This is a genomic window from Shinella sp. NM-101 (assembly GCF_021401195.1).
Taxonomy (GTDB): domain Bacteria; phylum Pseudomonadota; class Alphaproteobacteria; order Rhizobiales; family Rhizobiaceae; genus Shinella.
Genome location: NZ_JACBFT010000012.1, coordinates 121,159 through 145,436, shown reverse-complemented (window position 1 = coordinate 145,436; position 24,278 = coordinate 121,159). Strand labels below are relative to the sequence as shown.

General features: G+C 65.4%; 23 protein-coding genes, 2 tRNA genes and 1 riboswitch. Of the genes, 10 read left to right on the top strand and 15 right to left on the bottom strand.

The genetic code is table 11. The features are described from left to right. Positions 1–309 (top strand): integrase core domain-containing protein (locus L0976_RS20840; RefSeq protein WP_234189137.1); only part of this gene is annotated, 309 nt, incomplete at its 5' end. 438 nt (positions 310–747) lie between these two features. Here the strand turns inward: L0976_RS20840 and L0976_RS20835 are convergent. Together L0976_RS20835 and L0976_RS20830 are read right to left on the bottom strand one after the other, a co-directional pair. After that, positions 748–821, bottom strand: a tRNA-Gly gene (locus L0976_RS20835). A 76-nt stretch (positions 822–897) separates the two neighbouring features. Next, the gene (locus tag L0976_RS20830; RefSeq protein WP_234189140.1) at positions 898–1,995 is read right to left on the bottom strand and encodes a 2'-deoxycytidine 5'-triphosphate deaminase; all 1,098 of its coding nucleotides are present in this window, start codon (positions 1,993–1,995) and stop codon (positions 898–900) included. Positions 1,996–2,083: 88 nt separating this feature from the next. Further along, positions 2,084–2,162: riboswitch (SAM riboswitch) on the top strand. Positions 2,163–2,205: 43 nt separating this feature from the next. Here L0976_RS20830 and L0976_RS20825 point away from each other — a divergent pair. Both L0976_RS20825 and apaG read left to right on the top strand, forming a co-directional pair. Then, positions 2,206–3,390 carry an O-succinylhomoserine sulfhydrylase gene (locus tag L0976_RS20825; protein WP_203317410.1) on the top strand — a complete coding sequence of 395 codons (1,185 nt, stop codon included), beginning with the start codon at positions 2,206–2,208 and terminating at the stop codon, positions 3,388–3,390. Between the two features lie 154 nt (positions 3,391–3,544). After that, positions 3,545–3,937 (top strand): Co2+/Mg2+ efflux protein ApaG, encoded by a 393-nt coding sequence (gene apaG / locus L0976_RS20820; RefSeq protein WP_234189136.1) that lies wholly within the window; start codon positions 3,545–3,547, stop codon positions 3,935–3,937. Positions 3,938–4,129: 192 nt separating this feature from the next. On the opposite strand, the gene L0976_RS20815 is transcribed toward apaG, so the two are convergent. The 3 genes from L0976_RS20815 to L0976_RS20805 all read right to left on the bottom strand — a co-directional run bounded on the left by L0976_RS20815 (position 4,130) and on the right by L0976_RS20805 (position 7,445). Further along, positions 4,130–5,122, bottom strand: a complete 993-nt coding sequence (locus L0976_RS20815) for an Hsp33 family molecular chaperone (RefSeq protein ID WP_203319906.1) — start codon at positions 5,120–5,122, stop codon at positions 4,130–4,132. 192 nt (positions 5,123–5,314) lie between these two features. Then, the gene (gene argF, locus L0976_RS20810; protein WP_234189135.1) at positions 5,315–6,226 is read right to left on the bottom strand and encodes an ornithine carbamoyltransferase; all 912 of its coding nucleotides are present in this window, start codon (positions 6,224–6,226) and stop codon (positions 5,315–5,317) included. 25 nt (positions 6,227–6,251) lie between these two features. After that, on the bottom strand, positions 6,252–7,445 hold the full coding sequence (locus tag L0976_RS20805) for an aspartate aminotransferase family protein (RefSeq protein WP_234189134.1): 1,194 nt from the start codon (positions 7,443–7,445) through the stop codon (positions 6,252–6,254). A gap of 424 nt (positions 7,446–7,869) precedes the next feature. Here L0976_RS20805 and L0976_RS20800 point away from each other — a divergent pair, with 424 nt between their 5' ends. Then, complete coding sequence (locus L0976_RS20800) at positions 7,870–8,406, top strand: GcrA family cell cycle regulator (RefSeq protein ID WP_203317406.1); 537 nt, start codon at positions 7,870–7,872, stop codon at positions 8,404–8,406. Positions 8,407–8,635: 229 nt separating this feature from the next. On the opposite strand, the gene phoB is transcribed toward L0976_RS20800, so the two are convergent. The 7 genes from phoB to phoR form a co-directional block, all read right to left on the bottom strand. Then, entirely contained in the window at positions 8,636–9,319 is a 684-nt protein-coding gene (phoB, locus tag L0976_RS20795; protein WP_134647809.1) for a phosphate regulon transcriptional regulator PhoB, read from the bottom strand. Between the two features lie 18 nt (positions 9,320–9,337). After that, entirely contained in the window at positions 9,338–10,066 is a 729-nt protein-coding gene (phoU, locus tag L0976_RS20790) for a phosphate signaling complex protein PhoU (protein ID WP_203317405.1), read from the bottom strand. 50 nt (positions 10,067–10,116) lie between these two features. Beyond that, entirely contained in the window at positions 10,117–10,932 is an 816-nt protein-coding gene (pstB, locus tag L0976_RS20785) for a phosphate ABC transporter ATP-binding protein PstB (RefSeq protein WP_203317404.1), read from the bottom strand. A gap of 13 nt (positions 10,933–10,945) precedes the next feature. After that, positions 10,946–12,268: a phosphate ABC transporter permease PstA gene (gene pstA / locus L0976_RS20780; RefSeq protein ID WP_203317403.1), complete on the bottom strand. Its 1,323-nt coding sequence runs from the start codon at positions 12,266–12,268 to the stop codon at positions 10,946–10,948. After that, positions 12,265–13,749, bottom strand: coding sequence for a phosphate ABC transporter permease subunit PstC (gene pstC / locus L0976_RS20775; protein WP_234189133.1), 1,485 nt, complete (start codon positions 13,747–13,749; stop codon positions 12,265–12,267). The genes pstA and pstC overlap by 4 nt, the downstream gene beginning before the upstream one ends. 118 nt (positions 13,750–13,867) lie before the next feature. Then, positions 13,868–14,902, bottom strand: a complete 1,035-nt coding sequence (locus tag L0976_RS20770) for a PstS family phosphate ABC transporter substrate-binding protein (RefSeq protein ID WP_203317401.1) — start codon at positions 14,900–14,902, stop codon at positions 13,868–13,870. 189 nt (positions 14,903–15,091) lie between these two features. Beyond that, positions 15,092–16,375: a phosphate regulon sensor histidine kinase PhoR gene (gene phoR / locus L0976_RS20765; RefSeq protein WP_234189132.1), complete on the bottom strand. Its 1,284-nt coding sequence runs from the start codon at positions 16,373–16,375 to the stop codon at positions 15,092–15,094. 144 nt (positions 16,376–16,519) lie between these two features. Between phoR and ppk2 the strand changes: the two genes are divergently transcribed. Further along, positions 16,520–17,401 carry a polyphosphate kinase 2 gene (gene ppk2, locus L0976_RS20760; protein WP_203317399.1) on the top strand — a complete coding sequence of 294 codons (882 nt, stop codon included), beginning with the start codon at positions 16,520–16,522 and terminating at the stop codon, positions 17,399–17,401. Between the two features lie 9 nt (positions 17,402–17,410). On the opposite strand, the gene L0976_RS20755 is transcribed toward ppk2, so the two are convergent. Beyond that, positions 17,411–18,553 (bottom strand): biotin transporter BioY, encoded by a 1,143-nt coding sequence (locus L0976_RS20755; RefSeq protein WP_234189131.1) that lies wholly within the window; start codon positions 18,551–18,553, stop codon positions 17,411–17,413. A 378-nt stretch (positions 18,554–18,931) separates the two neighbouring features. Here L0976_RS20755 and L0976_RS20750 point away from each other — a divergent pair, with 378 nt between their 5' ends. The 5 genes from L0976_RS20750 to L0976_RS20730 all read left to right on the top strand — a co-directional run bounded on the left by L0976_RS20750 (position 18,932) and on the right by L0976_RS20730 (position 22,899). Beyond that, complete coding sequence (locus L0976_RS20750) at positions 18,932–19,891, top strand: nitronate monooxygenase family protein (protein ID WP_234189130.1); 960 nt, start codon at positions 18,932–18,934, stop codon at positions 19,889–19,891. A gap of 123 nt (positions 19,892–20,014) precedes the next feature. After that, positions 20,015–20,090, top strand: a tRNA-Thr gene (locus L0976_RS20745). A gap of 535 nt (positions 20,091–20,625) precedes the next feature. After that, a complete protein-coding gene (locus L0976_RS20740; RefSeq protein WP_203317396.1) occupies positions 20,626–20,769 on the top strand; it encodes a hypothetical protein in 144 nt (47 codons plus the stop codon). Positions 20,770–20,899: 130 nt separating this feature from the next. Next, a complete protein-coding gene (locus tag L0976_RS20735; protein ID WP_234189129.1) occupies positions 20,900–22,201 on the top strand; it encodes a DUF3419 family protein in 1,302 nt (433 codons plus the stop codon). After that, entirely contained in the window at positions 22,198–22,899 is a 702-nt protein-coding gene (locus tag L0976_RS20730; RefSeq protein ID WP_234189128.1) for a class I SAM-dependent methyltransferase, read from the top strand. The genes L0976_RS20735 and L0976_RS20730 overlap by 4 nt, the downstream gene beginning before the upstream one ends. A 56-nt stretch (positions 22,900–22,955) precedes the next feature. Here the strand turns inward: L0976_RS20730 and L0976_RS20725 are convergent, their stop codons facing one another. Together L0976_RS20725 and L0976_RS20720 are read right to left on the bottom strand one after the other, a co-directional pair. Beyond that, entirely contained in the window at positions 22,956–23,843 is an 888-nt protein-coding gene (locus tag L0976_RS20725) for a methyltransferase domain-containing protein (RefSeq protein ID WP_234189127.1), read from the bottom strand. Further along, a complete protein-coding gene (locus L0976_RS20720) occupies positions 23,840–24,271 on the bottom strand; it encodes a pseudoazurin (RefSeq protein WP_203317392.1) in 432 nt (143 codons plus the stop codon). The genes L0976_RS20725 and L0976_RS20720 overlap by 4 nt, the downstream gene beginning before the upstream one ends. Positions 24,272–24,278 lie beyond the last annotated feature (7 nt).

The following is a 24,278-nucleotide window of genomic DNA, read 5'->3' as shown; positions in this document are numbered from 1 at the left end:
TGGCGTGGTAAGCCGATGGCAATACGGGTCGACAACGGGCCTGAATACGTCAGCGGCAAGCTGATGGAATGGGCAGAGAAACAGGGCATCGCCTTAAGCCACATCCAGCCGGGCAAGCCGCAGCAGAATACTTATGTCGAACGCTATAACCGGACCGTCCGACAAGAATGGCTCGACCAGCACCTCATCGAAAGCATTGAGGAGGCACAGGAATTTGCCACGCAGTGGCTATGGACCTACAACAACGAACGGCCCAATATGGGCATCGGCGGCATCACGCCCACACAGAAACTGAAAATCGCCGCGTGAATTCTACCGCGGAGCCCCGTTGAAAACGGGGGGGATTACCTTCCGATTCCGACCTTTCGCGACAAGATGCTCCTGCAACTGGTTGCGGACGGTCGGGGCGAGGATGCGATAGACTATCTTGAATCCATCAGATCAGGGGCCGTCGGCTCACCACCGGATGCATTCCACCAAGGACGTTTCCATACTTCAGCCGTAGCCCATAGAAGCAAATTTTGTTTTCCAGGATGGCCTTGTGAGTTCGAGTCCCGAGACAAAACCGAATCCATCCTCAAGTCATTGATTTAAAACAAAAATAAAGCACAGAAGGAATTTCAAAGTGGACTTAAAAATGCTGGCTTTGGCTGGCCTTCAGTGGAACTCACTGGAACGAGGAAAATCGAATAGCCCTCGGATTTCAGTGGGTTGCAGAAATCAGTGGAACTCAGTAGACAAAAATATTGGAGCGGGTAGCGGGAATCGAACCCGCGCGTTCAGCTTGGGAAGCTGACAGGCTACCATTACATCATACCCGCAGGGCAGCGCCGGTGGGGCAGTCATTCAACAGTTCGCCGGGCATGTCAAGCGAGGCGGTGGGCGGGAAGGCCGTCTTCAAGCCGCGCGGAAATGCTTGGAGAGCTTGAGGCCCTGGGCCTGGTAGTTGGAGCCGAGGCCGGAGCCGTAGAGGCCCTCAGGGGCGTCGAGCATGTGCTCGTAGATCAGGCGGCCGACGATCTGGCCGTGCTCCAGGATGAAGGGCACCTCGTGGCTGCGCACTTCCAGCACCGCGCGGCTGCCGGAGCCGCCGGCGGGGGCGTGGCCGAAGCCGGGGTCGAAGAAGCCGGCATAGTGCACGCGGAACTCGCCGACGAGCGGGTCGAAGGGCGTCATTTCGGCGGCGTAGAGCGGGGGGACGTGCACGGCCTCGCGCGAGACGAGGATGTAGAACTCGTCCGGGTCGAGGACCAGCTCGTTGCGGCCGCGGCTGAACAGCGGCTCCCAGAAATCGAAGATGTCGTGCTGGTTCTTGCGGTCGACATCGACGACGGAGGTGTGGTGCTTGCCGCGATAGCCGATGAGGCCTTCCGGCCCGGTGCCCTTGAGGTCGATGGAGAGCGCGATGCCGCCGCCGGAGACGTTCGGCGTCTCGCTGGCGACGAGCGTGTCCGAGGCGTGGAGGGCCAGCAGCTCGCTTTCGCCGAGGAGGGCATTGCCCTTGCGGAAGCGGATCTGCGACAGGCGCGAGCCACGGCGCACGACGATGGGAAAGGTGCGCGGCGAGATTTCCAGATAGAGCGGGCCGGAATAGCCGGCGGGGATCTTGTCGAATTCCTGCGCGCGGTCGGTGATGACGCGGGTGAAGATGTCGAGACGGCCGGTCGAGCTCTTCGGGTTGGCCGAGGCGGCGAGCTCGGCCGGCAGGTCGAGGCTTTCCATCAGGGGCACGATATAGACGCAGCCGGTTTCCAGCACCGCGCCGTCGGAAAGGTCGATGACGTGCAGCTTCAGCCGGTCGAGCTTGTCGGCGACGAGGTTCGCGGGGCCGGGCAGGAAGCTGGCGCGCACGCGAAACGCCTTCGCGCCGAGACGCAGGTCGAGGCTTGCCGGCTGGATCTGGTCGCCGTCGAGCACGGCCTCGCTCGTCAGCCTGCCGCTCTCGAACAAGCCGCGAATGGCGTGATCCGCCAGAATGCCCGTGCCGCGCGTCACAGAAGCCATGAGAATACCGCCCTATCAGAGGGTTCGCACAAAACCAAATGCCGGCAATTGACGCAAGCGCGGGCGCGCAGTAATAGCAAGGTTATCCCGTGGTGATTTGGCCGGCCGGCTTGCAGCCACGTTAAACAAGTAGCTAAAAAGGCCGGGTGTCAAACCGGCCTGCTTGCGCGGCCGGTTTTTTTGTTTGAAGGCGACGATCACATGAGCAAGTCCTGGCGCCCGGCCACCCAACTCGTTCACGGCGGAACCACCCGCTCCCAGCACGGCGAAACCGCCGAGGCGATCTTCCTCACGCAAGGTTTCGTCTACGACACGTCGGCGGCAGCCGAAGCCCGCTTCAAGGGCGAGACGGACGGATTCATCTACGCCCGCTACGGCAGCCCGACCAACGACATGTTCGAAAAGCGCATGTGCATGCTGGAAGGCGCCGAGGATGCCCGCGCCACTGCATCCGGCATGGCCGCCGTCTCCTCCGCCATCCTCTGCCAGCTCAAGGCCGGCGACCATATCGTCGCGGCCCGCGCGCTCTTCGGCTCCTGCCGCTGGGTGGTGGAGACGCTGGCGCCGAAATACGGCATCGAGTGCACGCTGATCGACGGCCGGGACCTTGCCAACTGGGAGGGCGCGATCCGCAAGAACACCAGGGTCTTCTTCCTCGAAAGCCCGACCAATCCGACGCTGGAAGTGATCGACATCGCCGGCGTCGCAAGGCTCGCCAACCAGATCGGCGCCAAGGTCGTGGTCGATAACGTGTTCGCCACGCCGCTCTTCCAGAAGCCGCTGGAACTTGGCGCGCATGTCGTCGTCTATTCGGCGACCAAGCATATCGACGGGCAGGGCCGGTGCCTTGGCGGCGTGGTGCTTTCGGACAAGGCCTGGATCGACGAGAACCTGCACGACTATTTCCGCCATACCGGCCCGGCCATGTCGCCGTTCAATGCCTGGACGCTGCTGAAGGGCATCGAGACGCTGCCGCTGCGCGTCAGGCAGCAGACGGAGAATGCGAGCCGCATCGCGGACTTCCTTGCGGAACAGAACCAGGTCGCCCGCGTGATCTATCCGGGCCGCAAGGACCACCCGCAGGCCGACATCATCGCCAAGCAGATGTCGGGCGGCTCGACACTCGTCTGCTTCGAGCTGAAGGGCGGCAAGGAGGCGGCCTTCGCGCTGCAGGACGCGCTGGAGGTCGTGAAGATCTCCAACAATCTCGGCGACGCCAAGAGCCTCATCACGCATCCGGCGACGACGACGCACAAGAACCTGACGGACGAGGCCCGCGCCGAGCTCGGCATTTCGGCCGGCACGGTGCGCTTTTCGGCCGGCATCGAGGACGGCGACGACCTCATCGAGGATTTCGCGCGGGCGCTCGCCAGGGTCGGCGCGTGACCATCGCGGCGTGAGGCCGGAAATGGAAGACACCTGCCGATGAGGCCGGTGTTCTTCGGGCTGCCGCCGGCAGAAGCGCGTGGGTTCTTCGCTTGTCCTTGACGAAACCGTATTCGTGTAGAATAGCAGGAGCTAATCAGTTCAAGGCTTGCCCATGTATCGTGCGCTGACCCGCGACATCGAAGTGACCGTAGAGCCATACTACCTGGCCGATCAGTCCGACCCCGACGACAGCCGCTATGTCTGGGGATACCGGGTCGTCATATCGAACCATTCCGACATCGCCGTGCGGCTGGTGACGCGCTACTGGAACATCACCGACCAGAACGGACAGGTCGACGAGGTCAACGGTCCGGGTGTCATCGGCGAGCAGCCGGTGCTGCGGCCGGGCGATACCTACGAATATTCCTCCGGCTGCCCGCTGGAGACGCCGTCGGGCATCATGTTCGGGCGGTACTGCATGGAGGCGGAGACGGGCGAGGCTTTCGACGTCGCCATTCCGGCCTTCTCGCTGGATACGCCCGGGCAGGTGCGCACGCTGAATTGAGGGTGGCGCGGGCGCAGCCCCTCATCCGGCCTGCCTGCCACCTTCTCCCCGCAATCGTGGCGAAGGAAGCGAGCCGGGCCGGTTTCCCCAAAGCATCATCGCCGGCAGAAGGCGAGGCGTCGCATCCTTCCCTTCTCCCCGTCTGCGGGGAGAAGGTGCCGTCAGGCGGATGAGGGCAGTCGCCCCACGCCTTTACTGCGGCAGCACTTCCGCCGCCTCGAAGCGGTAAGTCGTCGAGCAGAACTCGCAGGTCACCGCGATCTCGCCCTTGTCGTCCGCCGTATGGGCGATCTCCTCGGCGCTGAGGCCGGCGAGGACGCTCTTCAGCTTCTCGCGCGAGCAGGAGCAGCGGTCGAAGACCTGCTGCGGCTGGTAGACGCGCACGCCCCGCTCGTGGAAGAGGCGGAACAGCAGCCGCTCGGTGCCGACTGTGGGATCGGTCAGCTCGTCGGCGTCGATCGTCTCGACCATGGCTTTGGCTTCGGACCAGTTGTCGTCGTCATCGATCTTGTGGCCGGCCTCGTCGCCGTCGCCGCCGGGCAGATCGGCCTGGCGCATGCGCTCGGGCGAGGACGGCAGGAACTGCGCGACCATACCGCCCGCGCGCCAGCGATGGCGGGCCTTGCCGGCCTCGTCGCGGTCGTAGAGCTCGGCGACGCCGAGGCGCACCTTGGTCGGGATCTGTTCCGACTGGCGGAAATAGACGCCGGCGATCTCTTCCAGCGTGTGGCCGTCGAGCGGAACGATGCCCTGGTAGCGCTGGGTATGCGCGCCCTGGTCGATGGTGAAGGCGAGGATGCCCTTGCCGAGCAGCTCGTGCGGCTCCGTCCGGCCTTCGGCGACGGCGGCCTCCAGCGCCGCCTCGTCGAAGCGGGCATAGGCGCGCACGTTCTCCGGCGCGGCGAAATCGGCAACGAGCAGGTCGACGGGGCCGTCGCCCTTCGTCTGGACGATCAGCTTGCCCTCGAATTTCAGCGAGGTGCCGAGCAGCACGGTAAGCGTGATCGCCTCGGCCAGAAGGCGGGCGACGGGCGCGGGGTAATCGTGCCGGCCGAGAATGCCGTCGAGCATCGGGCCGAGCTGCACGGCCCTGCCGCGCACATCGAGGCCTTCCACCTGGAACGGCAGGACATGATCGTCGCCGGCATAGCCGGGCTCACCGAGTTTCAGGGCGTTTTCAGCCATCATCGTTCTGCTCCTTGCACACCGCCGCGCCGCGGGCCTTGCGCCCCGCCACGTCCGACAGCGTCTATCGTGATTTCGCGCTCCTGCCGCCCGATCATTCCATACCGGGCAGGCAAGCGCCAGAGACGACGCCTTCCGGCGCCGGGTGTCGGCACCTAGATCGTGCGTGCCCTCACATATTTCAAGGCCGCGTCAGACGGCGCCGAAGCACCAGGCAAGGATCGACTTCTGCGCGTGCAGGCGGTTCTCCGCCTCGTCGAAGACCACGGACTGCGGGCCGTCGATCACCTCGTCGGTCACTTCCTCGCCGCGGTGGGCGGGCAGGCAGTGCATGAAGAGCGCATCCTTGCCGGCGCGCGCCATGAGCTGCTTGTTGACCTGGTAGGGCTGGAAGATGTTGTGGCCGCGGGCGCGGTGCTCCTGGTTCATCGAGACCCAGCAGTCGGTGACGATGAGGTCGGCGCCGTCAGCGATGGCGTCCGGGTCGTGGCCGAGCAGGATGTTGCCGCCGTTGTCGCGCGCCCAGTTGAGGATCTTGTCATCCGGCTCGGAGCCCATCGGCACGGCCATCTTCATCGTGTAGCCGAAGCGGGCCGCGCCCTCGACGAAGGAGTGCAGCACGTTGTTGCCGTCGCCCATCCAGGAGAAGGTCTTGCCCTTTGCCGGGCCGCGATGCTCCTCGAAGGTCATGATGTCGGCCATGATCTGGCAGGGATGGGTGAGGTCCGTCAGGGCGTTGATGACAGGCACTGTGGCGTGCTCGGCAAGCTCCAGCAGGCGCGCATGGTCGGTCGTGCGGATCATGATGGCATCGACATAGCGCGACAGGACCTTGGCCGTGTCGCCGATGGTCTCGGCGCGGCCGAGCTGCATTTCCGTGCCCGACAGGAACAGCGTCTCGCCGCCGAGCTGGCGCATGCCGACGTCGAAGGAGACGCGGGTTCGCGTGGAGGGCTTCTCGAAGATCATCGCCAGCATCTTGCCGGCGAGCGGCTTTGCCTCCGTGCCGGCCTTGCTGGCGGCTTTGCGGCTATGCGCGTCGTCCATGATGACGCGGAGATCGCTTTCCGAAACGGCGGAAAGATCGAGAAAATGCTTGGCCATGATGTGTCCTGTCTGTCCCAGTCCCTTAAGCGGCCTTCACGGCCGCCGTCAGCTTTTCCGCCGCCCGCTCGATGCGGGCGAGCCCCTCGCGCGCCTCTTCCGCCGTGACGACCAGCGGCGGCAGCAGGCGCAGCACGTTGTCGCCGGCCGGCACGGCGAGCAGGTTTTCCGCGCGCACGGCCTTGAGCAGGTCGGCGACCGGAACCTTCGCCTTGATGCCGAGCATCAGGCCCTCGCCGCGGATATCCTCGATGACCTCGGGGAAGCGGTCCTTCAGCGCTGCGAGCCCCTGGCGGAAGACCAGCGAAACGTCGCGCACATGCTCAAGGAACCCCTCCTCCAGAACGACGTCGAGCACCGCATTGCCGACCGCCATGGCGAGCGGATTGCCGCCATAGGTCGAGCCATGCGTGCCGGCGACCATGCCGGAGGCCGCCCCGTTCGTGGCAAGGCAGGCGCCGAGCGGGAAACCACCGCCGATGCCCTTGGCGATGGCCATGATGTCGGGCGCGACGCCCGCGCTCTCATGGGCGAAGAGGCGGCCTGTGCGGCCGACGCCCGTCTGCACCTCGTCGAGTATGAGCAGCAGGCCGTATTCGTCGCAGAGCCGGCGCAGCTCCTGCATGAAGTCCTTCGGCACGGGGCGAAGCCCCCCCTCGCCCTGCACGGGCTCGATGAGGATCGCCGCCGTCTCCTCGGTGATCGCATCCCTGACGGCCGCAATGTCGCCGAAGGGCAGCTTCAGGAAGCCCGGCGCCTTGGGGCCGAAGCCCTCGATGTATTTGTCCTGCCCGCCGGCCGCGATGGTGGCGATGGTGCGGCCGTGGAAAGCGCCCTCGAAGGTGAGGATGTGGTACTTGCCGGCGTGACCCTTGGCAAAGTGGTAGCGCCGGACCGTCTTGATCGCGCATTCCAGCGCCTCGGCGCCCGAATTGGTGAAGAACACCTTGTCGGCGAAGGTCGCCTCCGTCAGCCGGCGGCCGAGGCTTTCCTGGCCGGGGATCTCGTAGAGGTTCGACAGGTGCCAGACCTTCTCGGCCTGGTCCTTCAGCGCGGCGACGAGATGGGGATGGGCATGGCCGAGCGAATTGACGGCGACGCCGGCGGCGAAATCGAGATATCGCTCGCCATCCTCGGTGACGAGCCACACGCCCTCCCCGCGCGCGAACCGGAGCGGCGCACGCATATAGGTTTCATAGAGCGGCGCGGCATCGGCCATGGCGCGAATCCTCCGAAAAGAGATGCGGAAAACGGGTCTGGAGCTTGACTTTTCCGGATACCAGAAAAATCAAAAGCCGCCTTTCGGCGGCATGCCGCACTATCGGCATTTCATACCGCCCTGTCAATAAAATCGCTGCCCTGAATATGGCTGAACCTCCCGCAGGGAAAGGATTCACGGCACGCGCGGAAGGTGTCGCTATCGAGTCACACCAGACCAGCAAGTTGGGGAAAACTTAGAAATCGATTCGCCCGGATTCGTGCGACTCTTGTCACGGAGTCCCCCGGTCTCTAGGTTAAAGACCAATTACTAGACTGCATGCGGCGGAACTAGTCACCAAAAGAGTTAAGGCGTTCAGGTCCCGGACCCGTCCGGGACGCGATGACGGATTCCCGTATTGCGAGCGCCGAACGGAGACGAAAGCATGAACTGGACAGACGAGCGGGTCGAGAAACTCAAGAAGCTCTGGAGCGAGGGCCTGAGCGCGAGCCAGATCGCCGCCCAGCTCGGCGGCGTCAGCCGCAATGCCGTCATCGGCAAGGTGCACCGGCTGAACCTGCCGGGCCGCGCCAAGGCCGGCGGAACGCAGTCCGCCTCGCGCCCCAAGCGCCCGGCGGCAGCCGCCCCGCGCCCCACCGGCTTTGCGGCCCGCCCGGTCGCCCCCCGCGCTGCGGCCCGCCCGGCCGGCAACGCGATCGCCAAGGAGGAAATCGACGCCGATTTCGACGCGCAGCGCGACCAGCTTCCGGTTCCGGCCAACGGCAACAACGTCGTCGTGCCGATGTCGCGCAAGCTGGAGCTGACGCAGCTCACCGAGCGCACCTGCAAATGGCCGATCGGCGACCCGCTCAACGAGGACTTCCACTTCTGCGGCAACGAGTCCCCGGACAACTCGCCCTATTGCACCTACCACCAGCGCCTCGCCTACCAGCCTTCGGCCGAGCGCCGGCGGATGCGCTGAGCGGCGCTGACTGAGGAATGACAAGCGGGCCCTTTCGGGCCCGTTTTCGTTTGCGGCTGCGGGCCGGACGCCCTCATCCTGCCATAACCTTTTTTCGCATGCCGAGAAGCCTCTCCTCGCACCGCCCCGCTTATCGGGAGAAGGCCGCATGCGGGGGCGATCGCATGCCCCGAAACGCAAACAGGCCCCGAAGGGCCCATTTCCGTCCTTGGGAGGAAATTCCGGCCGCTCAGGTCTCCAGCGAATAGCCGGCACCGCGCACCGTGCGGATGACGTCCTGCATGTTGGCGAAGTTGAGCGCCTTGCGCAGGCGCCCTACATGGACATCGACGGTGCGCTCGTCGACATAGATGTCGTGGCCCCAGACGCCGTCGAGGAGCTGCGAGCGCGAGAAGACGCGGCCCGGCGAGGTCATCAGGAACTCCAGCAGGCGGAATTCCGTCGGACCGAGGCGGACCTCGCGGGTGCGGCGGTGGACGCGGTGGGTCTCGCGGTCGAGCTCGATGTCGCCGCAGCGCAGCACGGTCGAGACGACTTCCGGCTTGGCCCGGCGCAGCATGGCGCGCACGCGGGCGACCAGCTCCGGCGTCGAGAAGGGTTTCACCACATAATCGTCCGCGCCGGTGGCAAGGCCGCGCACGCGCTCGCTCTCCTCGCCGCGCGCCGTCAGCATGATGATCGGCAGGCGCTCGGTCTCCGGGCGCTGGCGCAGGCGCCGGCAGAGCTCGATGCCGGAGACGCCGGGCAGCATCCAGTCGAGGATGAGGAGATCCGGCATGCGCTCCTGCAGGCGCATCTCGGCCTCGTCACCGGAAAGGATCGTGTCGACCTCGAAGCCTTCGGCTTCGAGATTGTAGCGCAGGAGGACGCTGAGCGCCTCCTCGTCTTCCACGACGGCTATTCTGGGCACCATGTGTCGAACCCTTACTCGTTACTCGGAGGCATCGGCAACGTCGGCGGCGACGACGGAGGTCGAGGTGTCGTCCTTCGGACGCTCGCCTTCCGGCTGCGAGCCGGTGGCCATGTAGTAGATGGTTTCGGCGATGTTGGTCGCGTGGTCGCCGATGCGCTCGATGTTCTTGGCGCAGAACAGGAGATGCGTGCAGGGCGTGATGTTGCGCGGGTCTTCCATCATGTAGGTGAGGAGTTCGCGGAACAGCGAGGTGTAGATCGCGTCGATCTCGTCGTCGCGTTCGCGGATGGCCTTCGCCTTGTCGACCGAACGGGTGGCGTAGACGTCGAGCACTTCCTTGAGCTGGATCAGGGCGAGTTCGGCGAGGTGCTCCAGGCCGCGGGCGAGCTTGCGGGGCATGCCCGAGCTTTGCACGGCGATGACGCGCTTGGCGGTGTTCTTGCCGAGGTCGCCGACACGCTCCAGCTCGGCGGCGATGCGGATCGCGCCCATGATCTCGCGCAGGTCGGCTGCCATCGGCTGGCGCTTGGCGATGGTGACGATGGCCTTCTCATTGATCTGGCGCTCGGCATTGTCGAGGATGATGTCTTCCGAAATCACCTTCTGCGCCAGCGCCGCATCCGTGGTGACGAGGGCGCGGACGGAATCGGCCACCATCTGCTCGGCGGTGCCGCCCATCTCGGAGATGCGGCGGGAGAGGTACTTCAGTTCTTCGTCATAGATCGAGACGATATGGGTCGATGACATGGCTTTATCCTTGATGCGCTCGGGTGTCCGGGGCTTGGGCGACGATCGCGTCAGCCGAAGCGGCCCATGATGTAGTCCTGCGTGCGCTGGTCGTCCGGGTTGGTGAACATCTTGTCGGTGTCGTTCTCCTCGACGAGGTTGCCGAGGTGGAACATGGCGGTGCGCTGCGAGACGCGGGCCGCCTGCTGCATGGAATGCGTCACGATGACGATGGTGAAGTTGGCGCGCAGCTCGTGGATCAGCTCCTCGACCTTGGCGGTGGCGATGGGGTCGAGCGCCGAGCAGGGCTCGTCCATCAGGATGACCTCCGGGCTGACGGCGACGGCGCGGGCGATGCACAGGCGCTGCTGCTGGCCGCCGGAAAGGCCGGTGCCGCTCTCCTGCAGGCGGTCCTTCACCTCGTTCCACAGGCCCGCCTTCTGCAGGCTCTGCTCGACGATGGCGTCCATGTCGGCCTTGGCTTTCGCAAGGCCGTGGATGCGCGGGCCGTAGGCGACGTTCTCGTAGATCGACTTGGGGAACGGGTTCGGCTTCTGGAAGACCATGCCGACGCGGGCGCGCAGTTCCACCACGTCGATGTTCGGATCGTAGATGTCGTCCGTATCCAGCGTGATGCGGCCGGTGACGCGGCAGCCGTCGATGGTGTCGTTCATGCGGTTCAGCGTGCGCAGGAAGGTGGACTTGCCGCAGCCCGACGGGCCGATGAGGGCGGTCACGGTGTTTTCGCGGACGTTGAGGTTGACGTCGTAGAGGGCGCGCTTGTCGCCGTAGTAGACCGAGACGTCCTTGCCGATCATCTTGTAGGAAATGTCGTTCATTTTCTTGTCCAGGGCTTTCTCGACGGCTGCTTCTGACATGATGTTCATAGGATCGGTCCTTCTACCAGCGCCGTTCGAAACGGCGGCGCAACAGGATGGCGCCAACATTCATGAGGATGAGGAAGATGAGGAGCACGATGATGGCTCCCGAGGTGCGCTCCACGAAGGCACGCTCGGCCTCGTTCGCCCACATGTAGATCTGCACCGGAAGCGCCGTCGCCGGATCGAGCGGGGTTGCCGGTACGTCCGCGACGAAGGCGACCATGCCGATGAGGAGAAGCGGCGCGGTCTCGCCGAGCGCGTGGGCAAGGCCGATGATCGTGCCCGTGAGGATGCCGGGCATGGCGAGCGGCAGGACGTGGTGGAACACGGTCTGCATCTTGGAGGCGCCGAGGCCCAGCGCCGCCGAGCGGATCGACGGCGGCACGGCCTTCAGCGCCGCGCGGGTCGCGATGATGATCGTCGGCAGCGTCATCAGCGTCAGCACCAGGCCGCCGACGAGGGCCGCCGAGCGCGGGAAGCCGGCGAAGTTGATGAAGACGGCAAGGCCGAGCAGACCGTAGACGATGGACGGCACCGCGGCGAGGTTGTTGATGTTCACCTCGATGAGGTCCGTGAAGCGGTTCTTCGGGGCGAACTCTTCCAGGTAGATCGAGGCGGCGACGCCGATCGGCAGCGAGAGCACCAGGACGATCAGCATCATGTAGAGCGAACCGACGAGCGCGACGCCGACGCCGGCGGCTTCCGGGCGGCTCGATGCGCCGCTGGTGAAGAGGCCGGTGTTGAAATGCTTGGAGAGCGCGCCGCTTTCGGCAAGCTGGTTCATCCAGCCGACCTGCCTGTCGGAGACCTTGCGGCTGGTTTCCGGGACGGAGAGATCGATCTGGCCCTTGAAGGCGGAGTCGAGGTCGCCGTGGGCGAGGAAGCTGACGGTCCGGGTCGTGCCGATGATCGAAGGATCGGCGGCGACGAGGTCGCGGAACTGGACGCGCACGCTGTCGGAGATCATGCCGTTGACGGCCTTCAGGCCGGCGCGGTCATCCTCGCCGACGCCAAGAACCTTGGCGAGCGCGTTGCGGGCGACGACCGGGTAGTTGGCCGAGACCAGCTTCTGCGGGTTGGTGGCGCGCTCGTTGTTCTTGTCGATGATCTGCTCGGAGAACTCGACCGGGATCGTGATCATCGACTGCTGGAACGCCGTGTAGCCCTTGGAGACCACCGAGAACAGCAACAGGAAGAGGAAGAGCAGACCGAAGCCGATGGCGGCCATGCCGTAGAGGCGGAAGCGGCGTTCAGCGGCGTAGCGGCGGCGAAGGCCGATGTCGCGGCGCTCGGGCCTTTCGGCGATGCCGAGGGCGGGGCTCGTGGTGGAGACCTGGCTCATTCGTACTGCTCCCGGTATTTGCGCACGATATAGAGGGCGTAGATGTTAAGGCAAAGCGTGATGACGAAGAGCGTGATGCCGAGCGCGAAGGCCACCAGCGTCTGCGGCGAGGTGAATTCGAGGTCGCCGGTGAGTTGGTTGACGATCTTGACGGTCACGGTCGTCATCGGCTCGAAGGGATTGATCTGCATGCGGGCGGCAACGCCCGCGGCAAGCACCACGATCATCGTCTCGCCGATGGCGCGCGAGGCGGTCATCAGCAGCGCGCCGACGATGCCCGGCAGGGCCGCCGGCAGGATGACGCGCCGGATCGTTTCCGAGCGGGTGGCGCCGAGGCCGAGCGAGCCGTCACGCAGCGCCCGCGGCACGGCGGTGATGATGTCGTCCGACAGCGAGGAGACGTAGGGGATCAGCATGATGCCCATGACGAAGCCGGCGGTCAGCACGCTCTGTGCCTGGATGAAGCTGGTGTAGTTGCCCGTGACGAGGCCGTTCAGCTCGGCGGAGATGTCGCGCAGGAACGGGCCGACCGTGATGAGGGCGAAGAAGCCGTAGACGATGGTCGGGATGCCGGCGAGCACTTCGAGCAGCGGCTTTGCGACCGAGCGAAGGTGACGCGAGGCGTATTCCGACATGTAGATGGCGGCGAAGAGGCCGACGGGCACGGCGACCAGCATGGCGACGAAGCCGATATAGAGCGTGCCGGCGAGCAGCGGGATCAGGCCGAACTGACCGGCGGAGGCGGTTGCGCCCGCCGCGGCGAAGCGCGGATCCCAGACCGTGCCGAAGAAGAATTCCCAGGCCGGGACCATGTTGAAGAAGTGAACGGCTTCCGTCAGCATCGAGGCGACGATGCCGACGGTCGTCAGGATGGCGATCGAGGACGCGCCGATGAGGCCGATCAGCATCATGCCTTCCACGCGGTTGCGGGCGCGGAACTTCGGCGCGATCGCCCGGTAGGAGAGGAAGGCGCCCGCGAGGGCGACGAGGACGACCAGGGCCGACAGGAAGGTGCGGCTGGCTGCCGTCATGCGGCCGAGGTCGTCGGCCGCCGTCAGCATGTAGGGCGCGGGATCGGCGGCAAGCGGCACGCCCTTGCCGGCGAGCACCGTGCGGGCGGATGCGCCGTCGGCGAACACCGCCTCGCGCTCCTGCGGCGTCAGCAGCCGCAGGCCGCGGGCAATGGCGCCGATCATGTTGTAGTTGAGGTTCTGCGTCGCCTGCGGCTCGGCCTTCACCTCGTCAGGAAAGCCGGCACGAACGGTCGAGCCGATATAGACCGGGCTCGCGACGATCCAGACCAAAAGCACGAGGACCGCCGGAAGCATGGACCAGACGGCGACGAAGGAGCCGTAGTAGCCCGGCCGGGAGTGCAGGCTGGAGAGCTTGCCGCCGGCAAGCGCGTTGGCGCGCCAGCTACCCGCCAGATACCCTGCCACGCCGATGACGGCGACGACAAGCAGAAGAAGGGAAACACTCATTTAGGACATTCTCCCGGCGAGACCTCTCGCCCCGACCTTTCGACAGACGCGGGAAACCCGCCGGAAAGAGAGCGGCCGGCGCGACCTCCCCGAGGAGAAGCCGCACCGGCCAAGGCGATTACATGATCTTGCCGTCGACGAAGGCCTTGCGGATCTCCTCGCGCTCTGCGTCCGGAGCCGGAACGAGGCCGTACTCGGCAAGCGGGGAGTCGGGGCCGATCATGTCGTCGCTCGTGAAGAACTCGACATATTCCTTCAGGCCCGCGATGACACCGAGATGCGCCTTCTTGACGTAGAAGAACAGCGGACGGGAGACCGGATATTCGCCCGACGCGATCGTCTCGGTCGAGGGAACGATGCCGCTGACGGTGGCGACCTTCAGCTTGTCGGCGTTGTTCTCGTAGAAGGACAGGCCGAAGACGCCGATGCCGGACTTGTTGGCGGCGATGCGGGCGAGCGTCTCGGTATAGTCGCCGTCGATGTCGACGGCCAGGCCGTCCTTGCGGACCGCGATGCACTTGGCATGCTGTTCCTTTTCGTCGGCAACGGCAGCCTTGATCACGTCGGCGGCGCCGGTCGCCTTGCAGCCGGCAGCCAGCATCTTCTCGTCGAAGACTTCACGCGTGCCGTGCTTTTCGCCGGGGATGTAGGCGGCGATCTCGACGTCCGGGAGGTCCTTGTTGACTTCCGACCACTTCTTGTAGGGGTTGGCGACGAGCTTGCCGTCGACGGCGACTTCCGCGGCGAGCGCCAGATAGAGGTCCTTCGGCTCCAGCTTCAGGTCGGCATTGCCGGCGTCCGTGGCGAAGACGATGCCGTCATAGCCGATCTTGACTTCCTGGATCTCGGTGACGCCGGCGGCCTTGCAGGCCTCGACTTCGCTATCCTTCATCGGGCGCGATGCATTGGCGATGTCGATGGTGTCGGGGCCGACACCCTTGCAGAATTCCTTCAGGCCGCCGCCCGTGCCGCCGGATTCGACGATCGGGGTCTTGAAGTCGGGATAGGTCTCGCCGAACGTCTCGGCGACGATCTTGGCGTAGGGAAGAACGGTGGACGAGCCGGCGATCTGGATCTGGTCGCGCGCAACGGCAACGCCTGCGAATGCGGCGGAGGCAACGAGCGCCGCGACGGTGAGCTTAAGAGATTTCATCTGGGTTCTCCCGAAGAGGACATGTGTGGTAAGCGCTCATTCCGCGCTCTTAGCCGTGAACCGGCGGCTCTTCTCTAAACCGCGATCGCCATTGGTTTTATGTCAATTTGACGAAACATTTGTGACACACCAAGCCTATGAAATTGCTTGGCTATTTCGAAAGCGACGACAAAGCCGCCTTCCTTTGTGTCAGAACTTGACGGTAAAGACCGTGCCCTTGCCCATTTCAGACTTCACCACGAGGCGCGCCTTGTGGCGGGTGAGGATGTGCTTGACGATGGCAAGGCCGAGGCCGGTGCCCTTCTTGGAGCGGCTCGCCTCCACGTTGACCCGGTAGAAACGCTCGGTGATGCGCGGCACATGCTCGGGCGGGATGCCCGGGCCATAATCCGTGACGCTGAGCTCTATGGGCACGCCGTCAGCGCCGCCCGTCAGTACCACGTCCACCCGCTTGCCCTCCTGGCCGTATTTGCAGGCGTTCTCGATGAGGTTCTCGAAGACCTCGACCAGTTCGTCGCGATCGCCCGGGACCGTTACGGGGTGCTTCGGCAGATCCAGCACGACCTCGACGCCGAGGTCGCTCGCAAGCGGCTGGAGGCTGTCGCGCACATGGGCGACGAGCGGCACGAGGTCCACGGTCTGCTCGAGGGCGAGGTTGGAGCGCAGCTCGAGGCGCGAGAGCGACAGCAGGTCGTCGACGAGGCGGCTCATGCGCGTCGCCTGCTCGTGCATGATGGCGAGAAAACGCTCATGCGCCTTGAGGTCGTTCCTTGCCGGGCCCTGCAGCGTCTCGATGAAGCCGCGCAGCGAGGCGAGCGGCGTGCGCAGCTCGTGGCTGGCATTGGCGACGAAGTCGGAGCGCATCCGGTCGATGCGGCGGGCCTGCGAGACGTCGCGGAAGGTCAGCAGCCAGAGCGGTTCGGCGGCGGGACCGGCGAGCGGGGCGATGCGCACGACATAGACCGTCTCGGAAGGAAGCCGCTCGGCATGTTCCGTTTCGCGCGGCTGGCCGGAGCCGATGGCATCGCGCACCATGTCGAGGATGCCGGGCGCGCGGATGCGGCCGGCAAGGTCGCTGCCCTCCGGGATCGGGCCGAAGACGGCCTCGGCCGCGCGATTCTGGAGCTTCACCGTCTGGCGCGCCGACAGGAGCAGCGCGGGCGCATCGAGCGCGCCGAGGACGGCGGCGACCGCGGCGAGATCTTCCACGGGCGGGGCGGGCGGAGCCACCGGCTCGACGGCCACCGCCTTGCGGCCGACCGCGACCGTGCGCCGTTCGGTGCGCAGGAGGCCGGCGAAGACGAGGAGCAGGACGGCGAAGGACACCCAGCCGAGATGCAGGCCGGCAAGCCACATCATGAAACCGACGAAGACGGCGGAGGCAATGAGAACGCGTTCGCCCCACAGTTGCGTCGCCAGCCAGCCGAGGCCCGTGCGCTGATCCGTCACCGCCACCCATTCCCTTGCGAGCATCGCACCCTCCGCGCCTCCATGATTCCCGATGGATAGCGCGGCTTCATGACATGTTTTTCACGGCGCGCTTGAATTCGCAATCCGGTTATGTCCACCTTCCGGATGGCGGCAGTAGCCGCACCCTGGAATTTCAAGGAGCAGACGATGGCGGAAAAGGCCGAAAGCCGGGCCGTGGAACTGGATATCCGCGGCAAGAAACGCGTGTTCGATATCGACGATCCGGTCCTTCCCGACTGGATCGAGGAAAAGGCCTTCGGCTCCGACGACTATCCCTATGACAAGAAACTCGACAACAAGGAATACGATCGGCTTCTCAAGCTGCTTCAGATCGAACTGGTCAAGGTCCAGTTCTGGCAGCAGAAGACGGGAACGCGCATCATGGCGGTTTTCGAGGGCCGGGACGCCGCCGGCAAGGGCGGGGCGATCCATGCCACCATGTCCTACATGAACCCGCGTTCCGCCCGCATCGTCGCGCTGACCAAGCCGACCGGCACCGAGCAGGGCCAGTGGTACTTCCAACGCTATGTGGCGACCTTCCCGACGGCGGGCGAGTTCGTGCTCTTCGACCGCTCCTGGTACAACCGGGCCGGCGTGGAGCCGGTCATGGGCTTCTGCACGCCGGAGCAATACGAAAAGTTCCTCAAGGAAACGCCGCGCTTCGAGAAGATGATCGCCTCGGAGAACATCCATTTCTTCAAGTTCTGGCTCGACATCGGCCGCGAGATGCAGCTCAAGCGCTTCCACGACCGCCGGCACGATCCGCTGAAGGTCTGGAAACTCTCGCCGATGGACATCGCCGCGCTCAACAAATGGGGCGACTATTCCGAAAAGCGCGACCGGATGCTGAAGGAGACGCATACGGACCAGGCGCCCTGGACGGTGATCCGCGCCAACGACAAGCGCCGCGCACGCATCAACCTGATCCGGCACATCCTCAAGACGCTCGACTACGACGACAAGGACAAGGCGGCGATCGGCGAGATCGACGACAGGATCGTCGGCTCGGGACCGGGCTTCCTCAAATAGCGCGGCCGCTCAATCGCCCGGCAGGATGCGGACGGCAAAGAGGTTCACGCTCGCATTCCCGCCGGTGATGTCGCTGTTGACCAGGATATGACCCGGCTCGCTCGGCGAGAGCGAGCGGTCGAACTCGACCTGGAACAGGACGTCCGTGCGCTCCGAAACGGTGAAGCGGTGGCGTCCGCAGCCGCCCATGGTGGAAAAATCGCATTCGACGGCGACCTGCACGGGCTTGTCGCCCGCCGCCTGCACGGTGAGCGCGACCGTCGAGGCCTTGCCGCCGAGTTCGCCGAGGATCTCCGGCGACACCTCGATGCGCACCGCGCCGTCGCGGTCCGGATTGGCGGAGGTGATGCGCACGGCCGGGCCGTCGCCGGTGCCGACCGATTCGAAGCGCCCCGCCGGCCCGGCCGAGAGCTTGGCCGTCTCGGACGGCGCGAAGACCGCGCGCCAGTCGGAGGAGAAGCGGCTCTGGGTGTCGAGCGCCTTCTTGATCGGGTCCTCGCCGGAGAAGTCCTCGCCCGACACGCGGGCGGGCGGCCTGGAATCGTCCGCCCCGCTCTGCAAATCGTCGAGCAGGCCGCTCGTCTGGACCCACCAGGCCAGCGCGCCGAAGGCGGCGATCAGGGTGGCGACGACGAGCAGGAAGGAGAACAGGCGGCCGCGCCGCCTTCGGACCCTGGCGACGCGTTCGGGGCGGAAACCGGAGGCTTCGCCGGCGGTCGCGGCCGGCGCCGCACCCGCGCCGTTTCCGGCAAAGCCGTCCTGGCGCTCGGGGCGGATGGCGCCGATGTCGCCGGCCGCCGCGGCCGGGCGGGCGGCCTCCATGCGCGGCTCGGCATCGAGCCGCGGTTCGGGCCGCACGTCGCGCCCGGTGCGCAGTTCCGGCTCGGCACGCACCCCTGCCGGCGGCTCGGCGCGGATGTGACTCGCGACGGTGGCGGCGATCTGCGTGCGCTCCTCCGCCTCGATCTGGTGGATGGTCTCCTCCAGCCGATGGCGCTGCGCGGCGATCGTCTCGGGGTCGTTGACCTCCTGCTTGCGCAGGCCAGCCTCCAGCGCGTTGCGCGCCGACTGGTAGATGCGCGCGCGAACCTCGGCATTGGCGCGCTCCGAGCGCGCCAGCGCATTCCTGATTGCCGTTTCCAGTCCGCTCACATCTGACCCTTCTGCGGGCGCCGCTCGACGCCGCGGCCACGATACACCTGTGGAAAGAGCCCTACTTTCCGGCTTTTGTTAGCTTTTGCGTAACGTTTGGCGGGAATTTGCGCAAGCCTTCCGGCCGAAACTGCCCTTCCTTCGCCGGGGAAAAGCCGCCGGCCGCAGCGTCAGCCCCCTCGGGCCGGGTGCATGCATGCTATGCACCGTCATGGACAGGCAACGCGGCCGCGGCATACGCTTGGCGGCACGGCGGGGCGCGGCCCGCCTTTCCATCCCTCCTCCGGCGCGCGCCGCGCCACCCCTTTTCAGGGCGGATTGCCCCTGATATGGTTTTGACGTTTTCGTAAACGTCAAAACCATATCAGGACTTCCGCCATGGCCCTGCCCGCAATCCTCAAGGACAAGCTGCGCCTGCCCGTCGTCGGCGCGCCGCTGTTCATCGTCTCGCATCCCGCGCTGACCCTTGCCCAATGCAAGGCCGGCATCATCGGTGCCTTCCCGGCGCTGAACGCGCGCCCGGAAGCCCAGCTCGACGAATGGCTGGCGGAAATCACCGAGGGCCTTGCCGCGCATGACGCAAAGCATCCCGAGCGTCCGGCCGCGCCCTTCGCCGTCAACCAGATCGTCCACCGTTCCAACAGGCGGCTGGAGCACGACCTCACGATGTGCGTGAAGTACAAGGTGCCGGTCGTCATCTCCTCGCTCGGCGCCGTGCCGGAAGTGAACGCGGCGATCCATTCCTATGGCGGCATCGTGCTGCACGACGTCATCAACAACCGGCACGCCAATTCGGCGATCCGCAAGGGCGCGGACGGCCTGATCGCGGTGGCCGCCGGCGCAGGCGGCCATGCCGGCACGCTGTCCCCGTTTGCCCTCGTCCAGGAGATCCGGGAATGGTTCGACGGACCGCTCCTGCTTTCCGGCGCAATCGCGACGGGCGGCGCGATCCTCGCCGCCGAGGCGATGGGCGCCGACATGGCCTATATCGGCTCGCCCTTCATCGCCACGACCGAGGCGCGCGCCAGCGACGCCTACAAGCAGATGATCGTCGACAGCGCCGCCGCCGACATCGTCTATTCCAATTATTTCACGGGCATCCACGGCAATTACCTGAAACCCTCCATCGCCGCCGCGGGCCTCGACCCGGACCACCTGCCGGAAGCCGATCCCTCCAAGATGGATTTCGACAAGGCCACGACCGGCGCCAAGGCCTGGAAGGACATCTGGGGCTGCGGCCAGGGCATCGGCGCGGTGAAGGCCGTCGGCCCTGTGGAAGACCTCGTTTCCCGCCTCGCCCGCGAATACGCCGCCGCCAAGGCCCGCATCGCGGGCTGAGGCCATTTCGACGCGCGGCGCGGGAAAAATGCGCAAGTTGAAACTCCGCGCTTGAAATCTCCGTCCATTGCGGTTATCAGCGCACCCATTCCGGTCCCGACACGCTTCGGGGCCGCCTGAAGGGCCGCTTTAGCTCAGTCGGTAGAGCACATCATTCGTAATGATGGGGTCAGGTGTTCGAGTCACCTAAGCGGCACCATTCAATTCAAGCACTTAGCTTAATTTCGTTGATCCGGTCACCGTAGATCGCAGGGCCCGGTCAACATTTGACTTGTTTCGCTAAGCTCGGGTCAACATGAGGTCTTCGGTTGCGAAGAATCAGGCACTCGTTCGCACTCCACTTGGACAAGCTGCGGCTGCGGTCATATCCTCAAAAATGTCCGGCATTCCAATTTGCACAGCATTGAGCCTATCGTCATCATCGCCGCTCCCGGCATCCAGTGCATAATCACGGCCATTTCCCCGCTCTCGGGATAATCACTATTTTCTCCAGCTTCCGGTCCAAGCGCTGCTGGCGGCTCCGGGGGCCGTTTCGGAAGGCGCCGAGTCGCGGTTCGTCACAAAAGCTTCGTCGATGTTTCCTATAGGACTTCGGCGGGAAAGGCGTGGAACAGCCGGGCCGGCCGGCTCCGTCAAGCCACCGTCGTCGCCATTGCCGGCTTCGGTGTCCTGACGCGGATCGCCCTGGTGGCGGCGGCCTCCGGTGCCCGTCCGACCCCTTGAGGATATCGCCCATGTTCAACGACGATCATCTCAACCAAATCAAGGCGGAGACTGCCGAGTATTTCGGCGAAGAGGTCTATATGGAGATCGAGGAAAGACGGTTGGACGACTTCATCGCCGAGCGTATGCCCCAGGTTCCCGCCCCGATGCTCTAGCGCCGCGTCTCTTTCCACCGGAGCTAGCGCGGCGGCGCCGCACCAGTGGCTATGGCTGGAGCGAGCGTGCCATCCAGTTGCCCGCGTATATCACGACAAATCCCCGAATGATCCTCCAACGGAGTGCGGCATGACGACGGTGCTGAAGCGACAGAACGGATGCGATGCGGTTGTGCACCGGCAGCCGCGTGAAGAATTCGAGCCGGAATATCACCTCAATCCGGCCCGGCGGTTGCGGGAGGCCGTGCGTCGCAGCGCGCCGCTGACCCGCGAGGGGATCGCCGAGTATTTCTTCGCTCGCCTGTTCCAGAAGCTGGTTTATGCGCAGATCTGGGAAGACCCGGAAGTCGACATGGATGCTCTGGCGATCGAGCCCGGCCAGACCGTGGTCACCATTGCCTCCGGGGGCTGCAACGCATTCTCCTATCTTCTGGCGGACCCCGGCCGTATCGAGGCGGTCGATCTCAATCCTGCCCATATAGCCTTCAACCGGCTGAAGCTGGCGGCACTTCAAACCCTTCCCAGCTACGAGAGCTTCCACCGTTTTTACGCATTGGCCGATGCCCGGGAGAACCTGGAGGACTACAGGCGCTTCATCCGCCCGGTTCTCGACGAGGCCAGCCGTTCCTATTGGGACGGGCGCGGCCTCACCGGCCGGCGGCGTATCTCCATGTTCCGCCGCCATCTCTACCGCCATGGCCTCCTCGGCCATTTCATCGGCTGGGGCCATCGGGTGGCCCGGCTTTATGGCGTCAATCCGCGTCTCCTGCTCGAGGCGCGTGACCAGGACGAACAGCGCCGGCTCTTCGACACGATGATCGCGCCGTTGTTCGACAAGCGTTTCGTGCGGTGGATGACGCGGCGAAAATCCTCGTTGTTCGGGCTCGGCATTCCCCCGCAGCAATATGACGTTCTGGCGGGTGACGGCAGCATGGCCTCGGTTCTGCGCCAGCGGCTGGAACGGCTCGCCTGTGATTTTCCGCTGTCGGAGAACTACTTCGCCTGGCAGGCCTTCGGCCGCGGATACGGGCGAGACCAGAGCGCGCCATTGCCGCCCTACCTCCAGCGCGGAAATTTCGAGACCGTGCGCGCCCGGGCCGCACGCCTGGGCGTGGAAAACATCTCGATCACCGAATGGCTGGCGGCAAAGCCGGATGCCTGCGTCGACCGCGTCGTGCTGCTCGATGCGCAGGACTGGATGTCCGACGCCCAGTTGAACGGCCTATGGAGCGAGATTACCCGTTCCGCCGCTGCCGGCGCCCGCGTCATCTTCCGCACCGCGGCGCCGGCCAACCTGCTGGAAGGTCGCGTGGTGCCGGAGCTCCTGGCCCGCTGGGACTACCGGCGCGAGGAATCGCTGGCCCTTCACGCCCGCGACCGCTCGTCCATCTATGGCGGTTTCCATCTTCTGGTTTTGAAGGATCGGTCATGACGGCGACGCTCGACCACGGTGCGCTGATGGATCGCATCTATCGGCTGCAAAGACGCTTCGGCTTCTACGACGCGACGCGTAAATACTACCTGCTCGGTCGCGACAGGATGCTGGAGAGACTTCATGTGCCGGCGGGTGGCACGGTGCTGGAGATCGGCTGCGGCACCGGCCGCAATCTGGTGAAGGCGGCGCAGGCCTATCCGCATGCGCGCTTTCACGGCATCGACATATCGGGCGAGATGCTGGCGGCTGCCGGTAGCGCCGTGACGCGCACCCGCCTGCACGACAGGGTGCGCCTTGCCCGCGCGGATGCCGTCACCTTCGATCCGCAAGCAAGCTTCCGGACGGCGCGGGACCATGGCTACGATCGCATCTTCATTTCGTATGCCGTCTCGATGATCCCGCAATGGCGGGACGCTCTCCTCAGGGCGTCGCAGCTTCTGGCGCCGGGAGGGGAACTGCATGTCGTCGATTTCGGCGACATGGCGGGCCTGCCTTCATGGACGAAGCACGTCATTCGCACATGGCTGGGCTGGCATCATGTCAAGCCGCGCCCGGATCTGTTCGGGGTCGCTGCCGAGATCGCGGCGCTGCAAGGCGGAACGAGCGAGGCGGCCAGCCTTCACCGCGGTTTCTCGTGTATAGCAATCGTGCGCAGACCGGATGGACTGGCAGTGAAGCAGCCAGACGCCGGATAACAGTCACCGGCAGGGCCGAGGCGTATGGGCGCGTTCGCCCTGCCAGCGGAAGCAGTCTAGGAACGGGCGTTTTCCCGGCGGGGCCGGCTCCAAGGGTCCGTTGCTGCGCGGATGCCGTCAGACACCCTCTCGCGGATATGTCCCTCCTGCGGCTTGCAGGCGGAAACGGCGAAGCGGTGCTGGCTCCATGCGATGGCGCCTGCCCGGCTGGCAAGGTGCAGGCCCCTGCCGCGACGTATGCCCTGCAAGCCATCGCGACGTTGCTCCATGAGGCCGGCTCCCGCGAACAAGGCCACCACATCCTCCACCCGCATTCCCCGGTGAAACGGCAGGCGCGCCATGATGCGGCCGTGCTCCTCCCATTGCGCCACGGTCAGCAGGCTATGACCGTCGCGAATCTTGCCGAATATCCCGTCGAGCAGCAGCATGAGGCGCTCGATCCTGCTCTGACGGACAAAATCGCCGTCGATGACCAGCAGCCGCCCGCCCGGCCTCAGGATGCGGCACCATTCGCCGACGGCCTGTCGGGGGTCCGGCAGGGTCCACAGCAGGTTACGCGCGATGATCGCGTCGTACTGCGCTTCGGGCTCGAGCGTATGCTCGGCGTCGCCGGCGACGAACGTGACGGGGACGCCGGCCTCCTGCGCTTTCCGGCGGGCGCGCTCGAGCATCGGCCCGGCAAAGTCGAGGCCCGTCACGTCGAAGCCGGCGGCCTGCATCAGCAGCGACATCGTGCCCGTGCCGCAACCGAGATCCAGCGCGCGGCGGCCCTCGCCGTGGCCGAGATGGTCACGGATCAGGTCTCGCCATGCCTGCGCCTCGCGCATGTCCATTTGCCCGTGCCCGGGACTGAGATCGTAGGTTTCGGCGCGGATGCTCCAGTAGTCGCGGATGTCGTCCTTGACCGAACGATTGGAGAGACCCCCGGGTCCGGCCGCGCTCACCTTGCGGCGTCGCGCCGGGCGAGGATCTCGATCATGCGCTTGCGGGCGGCGGGCGGCAGGTCCGCCGGCAGGTCGGCTTCGGTGGCCGGCGTATCGCCGACCTGGATCAGCATGGCCATGCCCATGGTGAAATGCGGCGAGCACTTGATGCCCCAGATGCCTTCCTCGCTCAGCGTCACCTCGATCTCCTGATTGATCTTGCCGACAAACTTCTTGCCGCCGTCGGGGATCATGCCGGCGATGGTGGCGGCGTTGTGGCCGGGGTCCGTGGCGAGGAATTTCACCGTGTCGCCAGGCTTGATCACGAGGTATTCGGGCTCGAAGGGCATCGGGCCCGTCGCGTTGCGGTTGAGCATCTTCACCTCGAAGGTCTCGGCCACGGCCGGGGATGCGAGGAGGCCGAGAAGAAGGGTCAGTCGGAGCAGCATGGAGTGT

What these genes read in the sequence shown, in the direction of transcription:
- L0976_RS20825 (WP_203317410.1), top strand. Translation starts at nt 2,206, where the DNA reads ATGAGCAAGTCCTGGCGCCCGGCCACCCAACTCGTTCACGGCGGAACC.
- L0976_RS20730 (WP_234189128.1), top strand. Translation starts at nt 22,198, where the DNA reads ATGACGGCGACGCTCGACCACGGTGCGCTGATGGATCGCATCTATCGG.
- argF (WP_234189135.1), bottom strand. Translation starts at nt 6,226, where the DNA reads ATGGCCAAGCATTTTCTCGATCTTTCCGCCGTTTCGGAAAGCGATCTC.
- phoU (WP_203317405.1), bottom strand. Translation starts at nt 10,066, where the DNA reads ATGTCATCGACCCATATCGTCTCGATCTATGACGAAGAACTGAAGTAC.
- L0976_RS20750 (WP_234189130.1), top strand. Translation starts at nt 18,932, where the DNA reads ATGGCCCTGCCCGCAATCCTCAAGGACAAGCTGCGCCTGCCCGTCGTC.
- L0976_RS20805 (WP_234189134.1), bottom strand. Translation starts at nt 7,445, where the DNA reads ATGGCCGATGCCGCGCCGCTCTATGAAACCTATATGCGTGCGCCGCTC.
- pstC (WP_234189133.1), bottom strand. Translation starts at nt 13,749, where the DNA reads ATGAGTGTTTCCCTTCTTCTGCTTGTCGTCGCCGTCATCGGCGTGGCA.
- ppk2 (WP_203317399.1), top strand. Translation starts at nt 16,520, where the DNA reads ATGGCGGAAAAGGCCGAAAGCCGGGCCGTGGAACTGGATATCCGCGGC.
- L0976_RS20735 (WP_234189129.1), top strand. Translation starts at nt 20,900, where the DNA reads ATGACGACGGTGCTGAAGCGACAGAACGGATGCGATGCGGTTGTGCAC.
- pstB (WP_203317404.1), bottom strand. Translation starts at nt 10,932, where the DNA reads ATGAACATCATGTCAGAAGCAGCCGTCGAGAAAGCCCTGGACAAGAAA.
- L0976_RS20720 (WP_203317392.1), bottom strand. Translation starts at nt 24,271, where the DNA reads ATGCTGCTCCGACTGACCCTTCTTCTCGGCCTCCTCGCATCCCCGGCC.
- pstA (WP_203317403.1), bottom strand. Translation starts at nt 12,268, where the DNA reads ATGAGCCAGGTCTCCACCACGAGCCCCGCCCTCGGCATCGCCGAAAGG.
- L0976_RS20740 (WP_203317396.1), top strand. Translation starts at nt 20,626, where the DNA reads ATGTTCAACGACGATCATCTCAACCAAATCAAGGCGGAGACTGCCGAG.
- L0976_RS20770 (WP_203317401.1), bottom strand. Translation starts at nt 14,902, where the DNA reads ATGAAATCTCTTAAGCTCACCGTCGCGGCGCTCGTTGCCTCCGCCGCA.
- phoB (WP_134647809.1), bottom strand. Translation starts at nt 9,319, where the DNA reads ATGGTGCCCAGAATAGCCGTCGTGGAAGACGAGGAGGCGCTCAGCGTC.
- L0976_RS20815 (WP_203319906.1), bottom strand. Translation starts at nt 5,122, where the DNA reads ATGGCTGAAAACGCCCTGAAACTCGGTGAGCCCGGCTATGCCGGCGAC.
- apaG (WP_234189136.1), top strand. Translation starts at nt 3,545, where the DNA reads ATGTATCGTGCGCTGACCCGCGACATCGAAGTGACCGTAGAGCCATAC.
- L0976_RS20800 (WP_203317406.1), top strand. Translation starts at nt 7,870, where the DNA reads ATGAACTGGACAGACGAGCGGGTCGAGAAACTCAAGAAGCTCTGGAGC.
- phoR (WP_234189132.1), bottom strand. Translation starts at nt 16,375, where the DNA reads ATGCTCGCAAGGGAATGGGTGGCGGTGACGGATCAGCGCACGGGCCTC.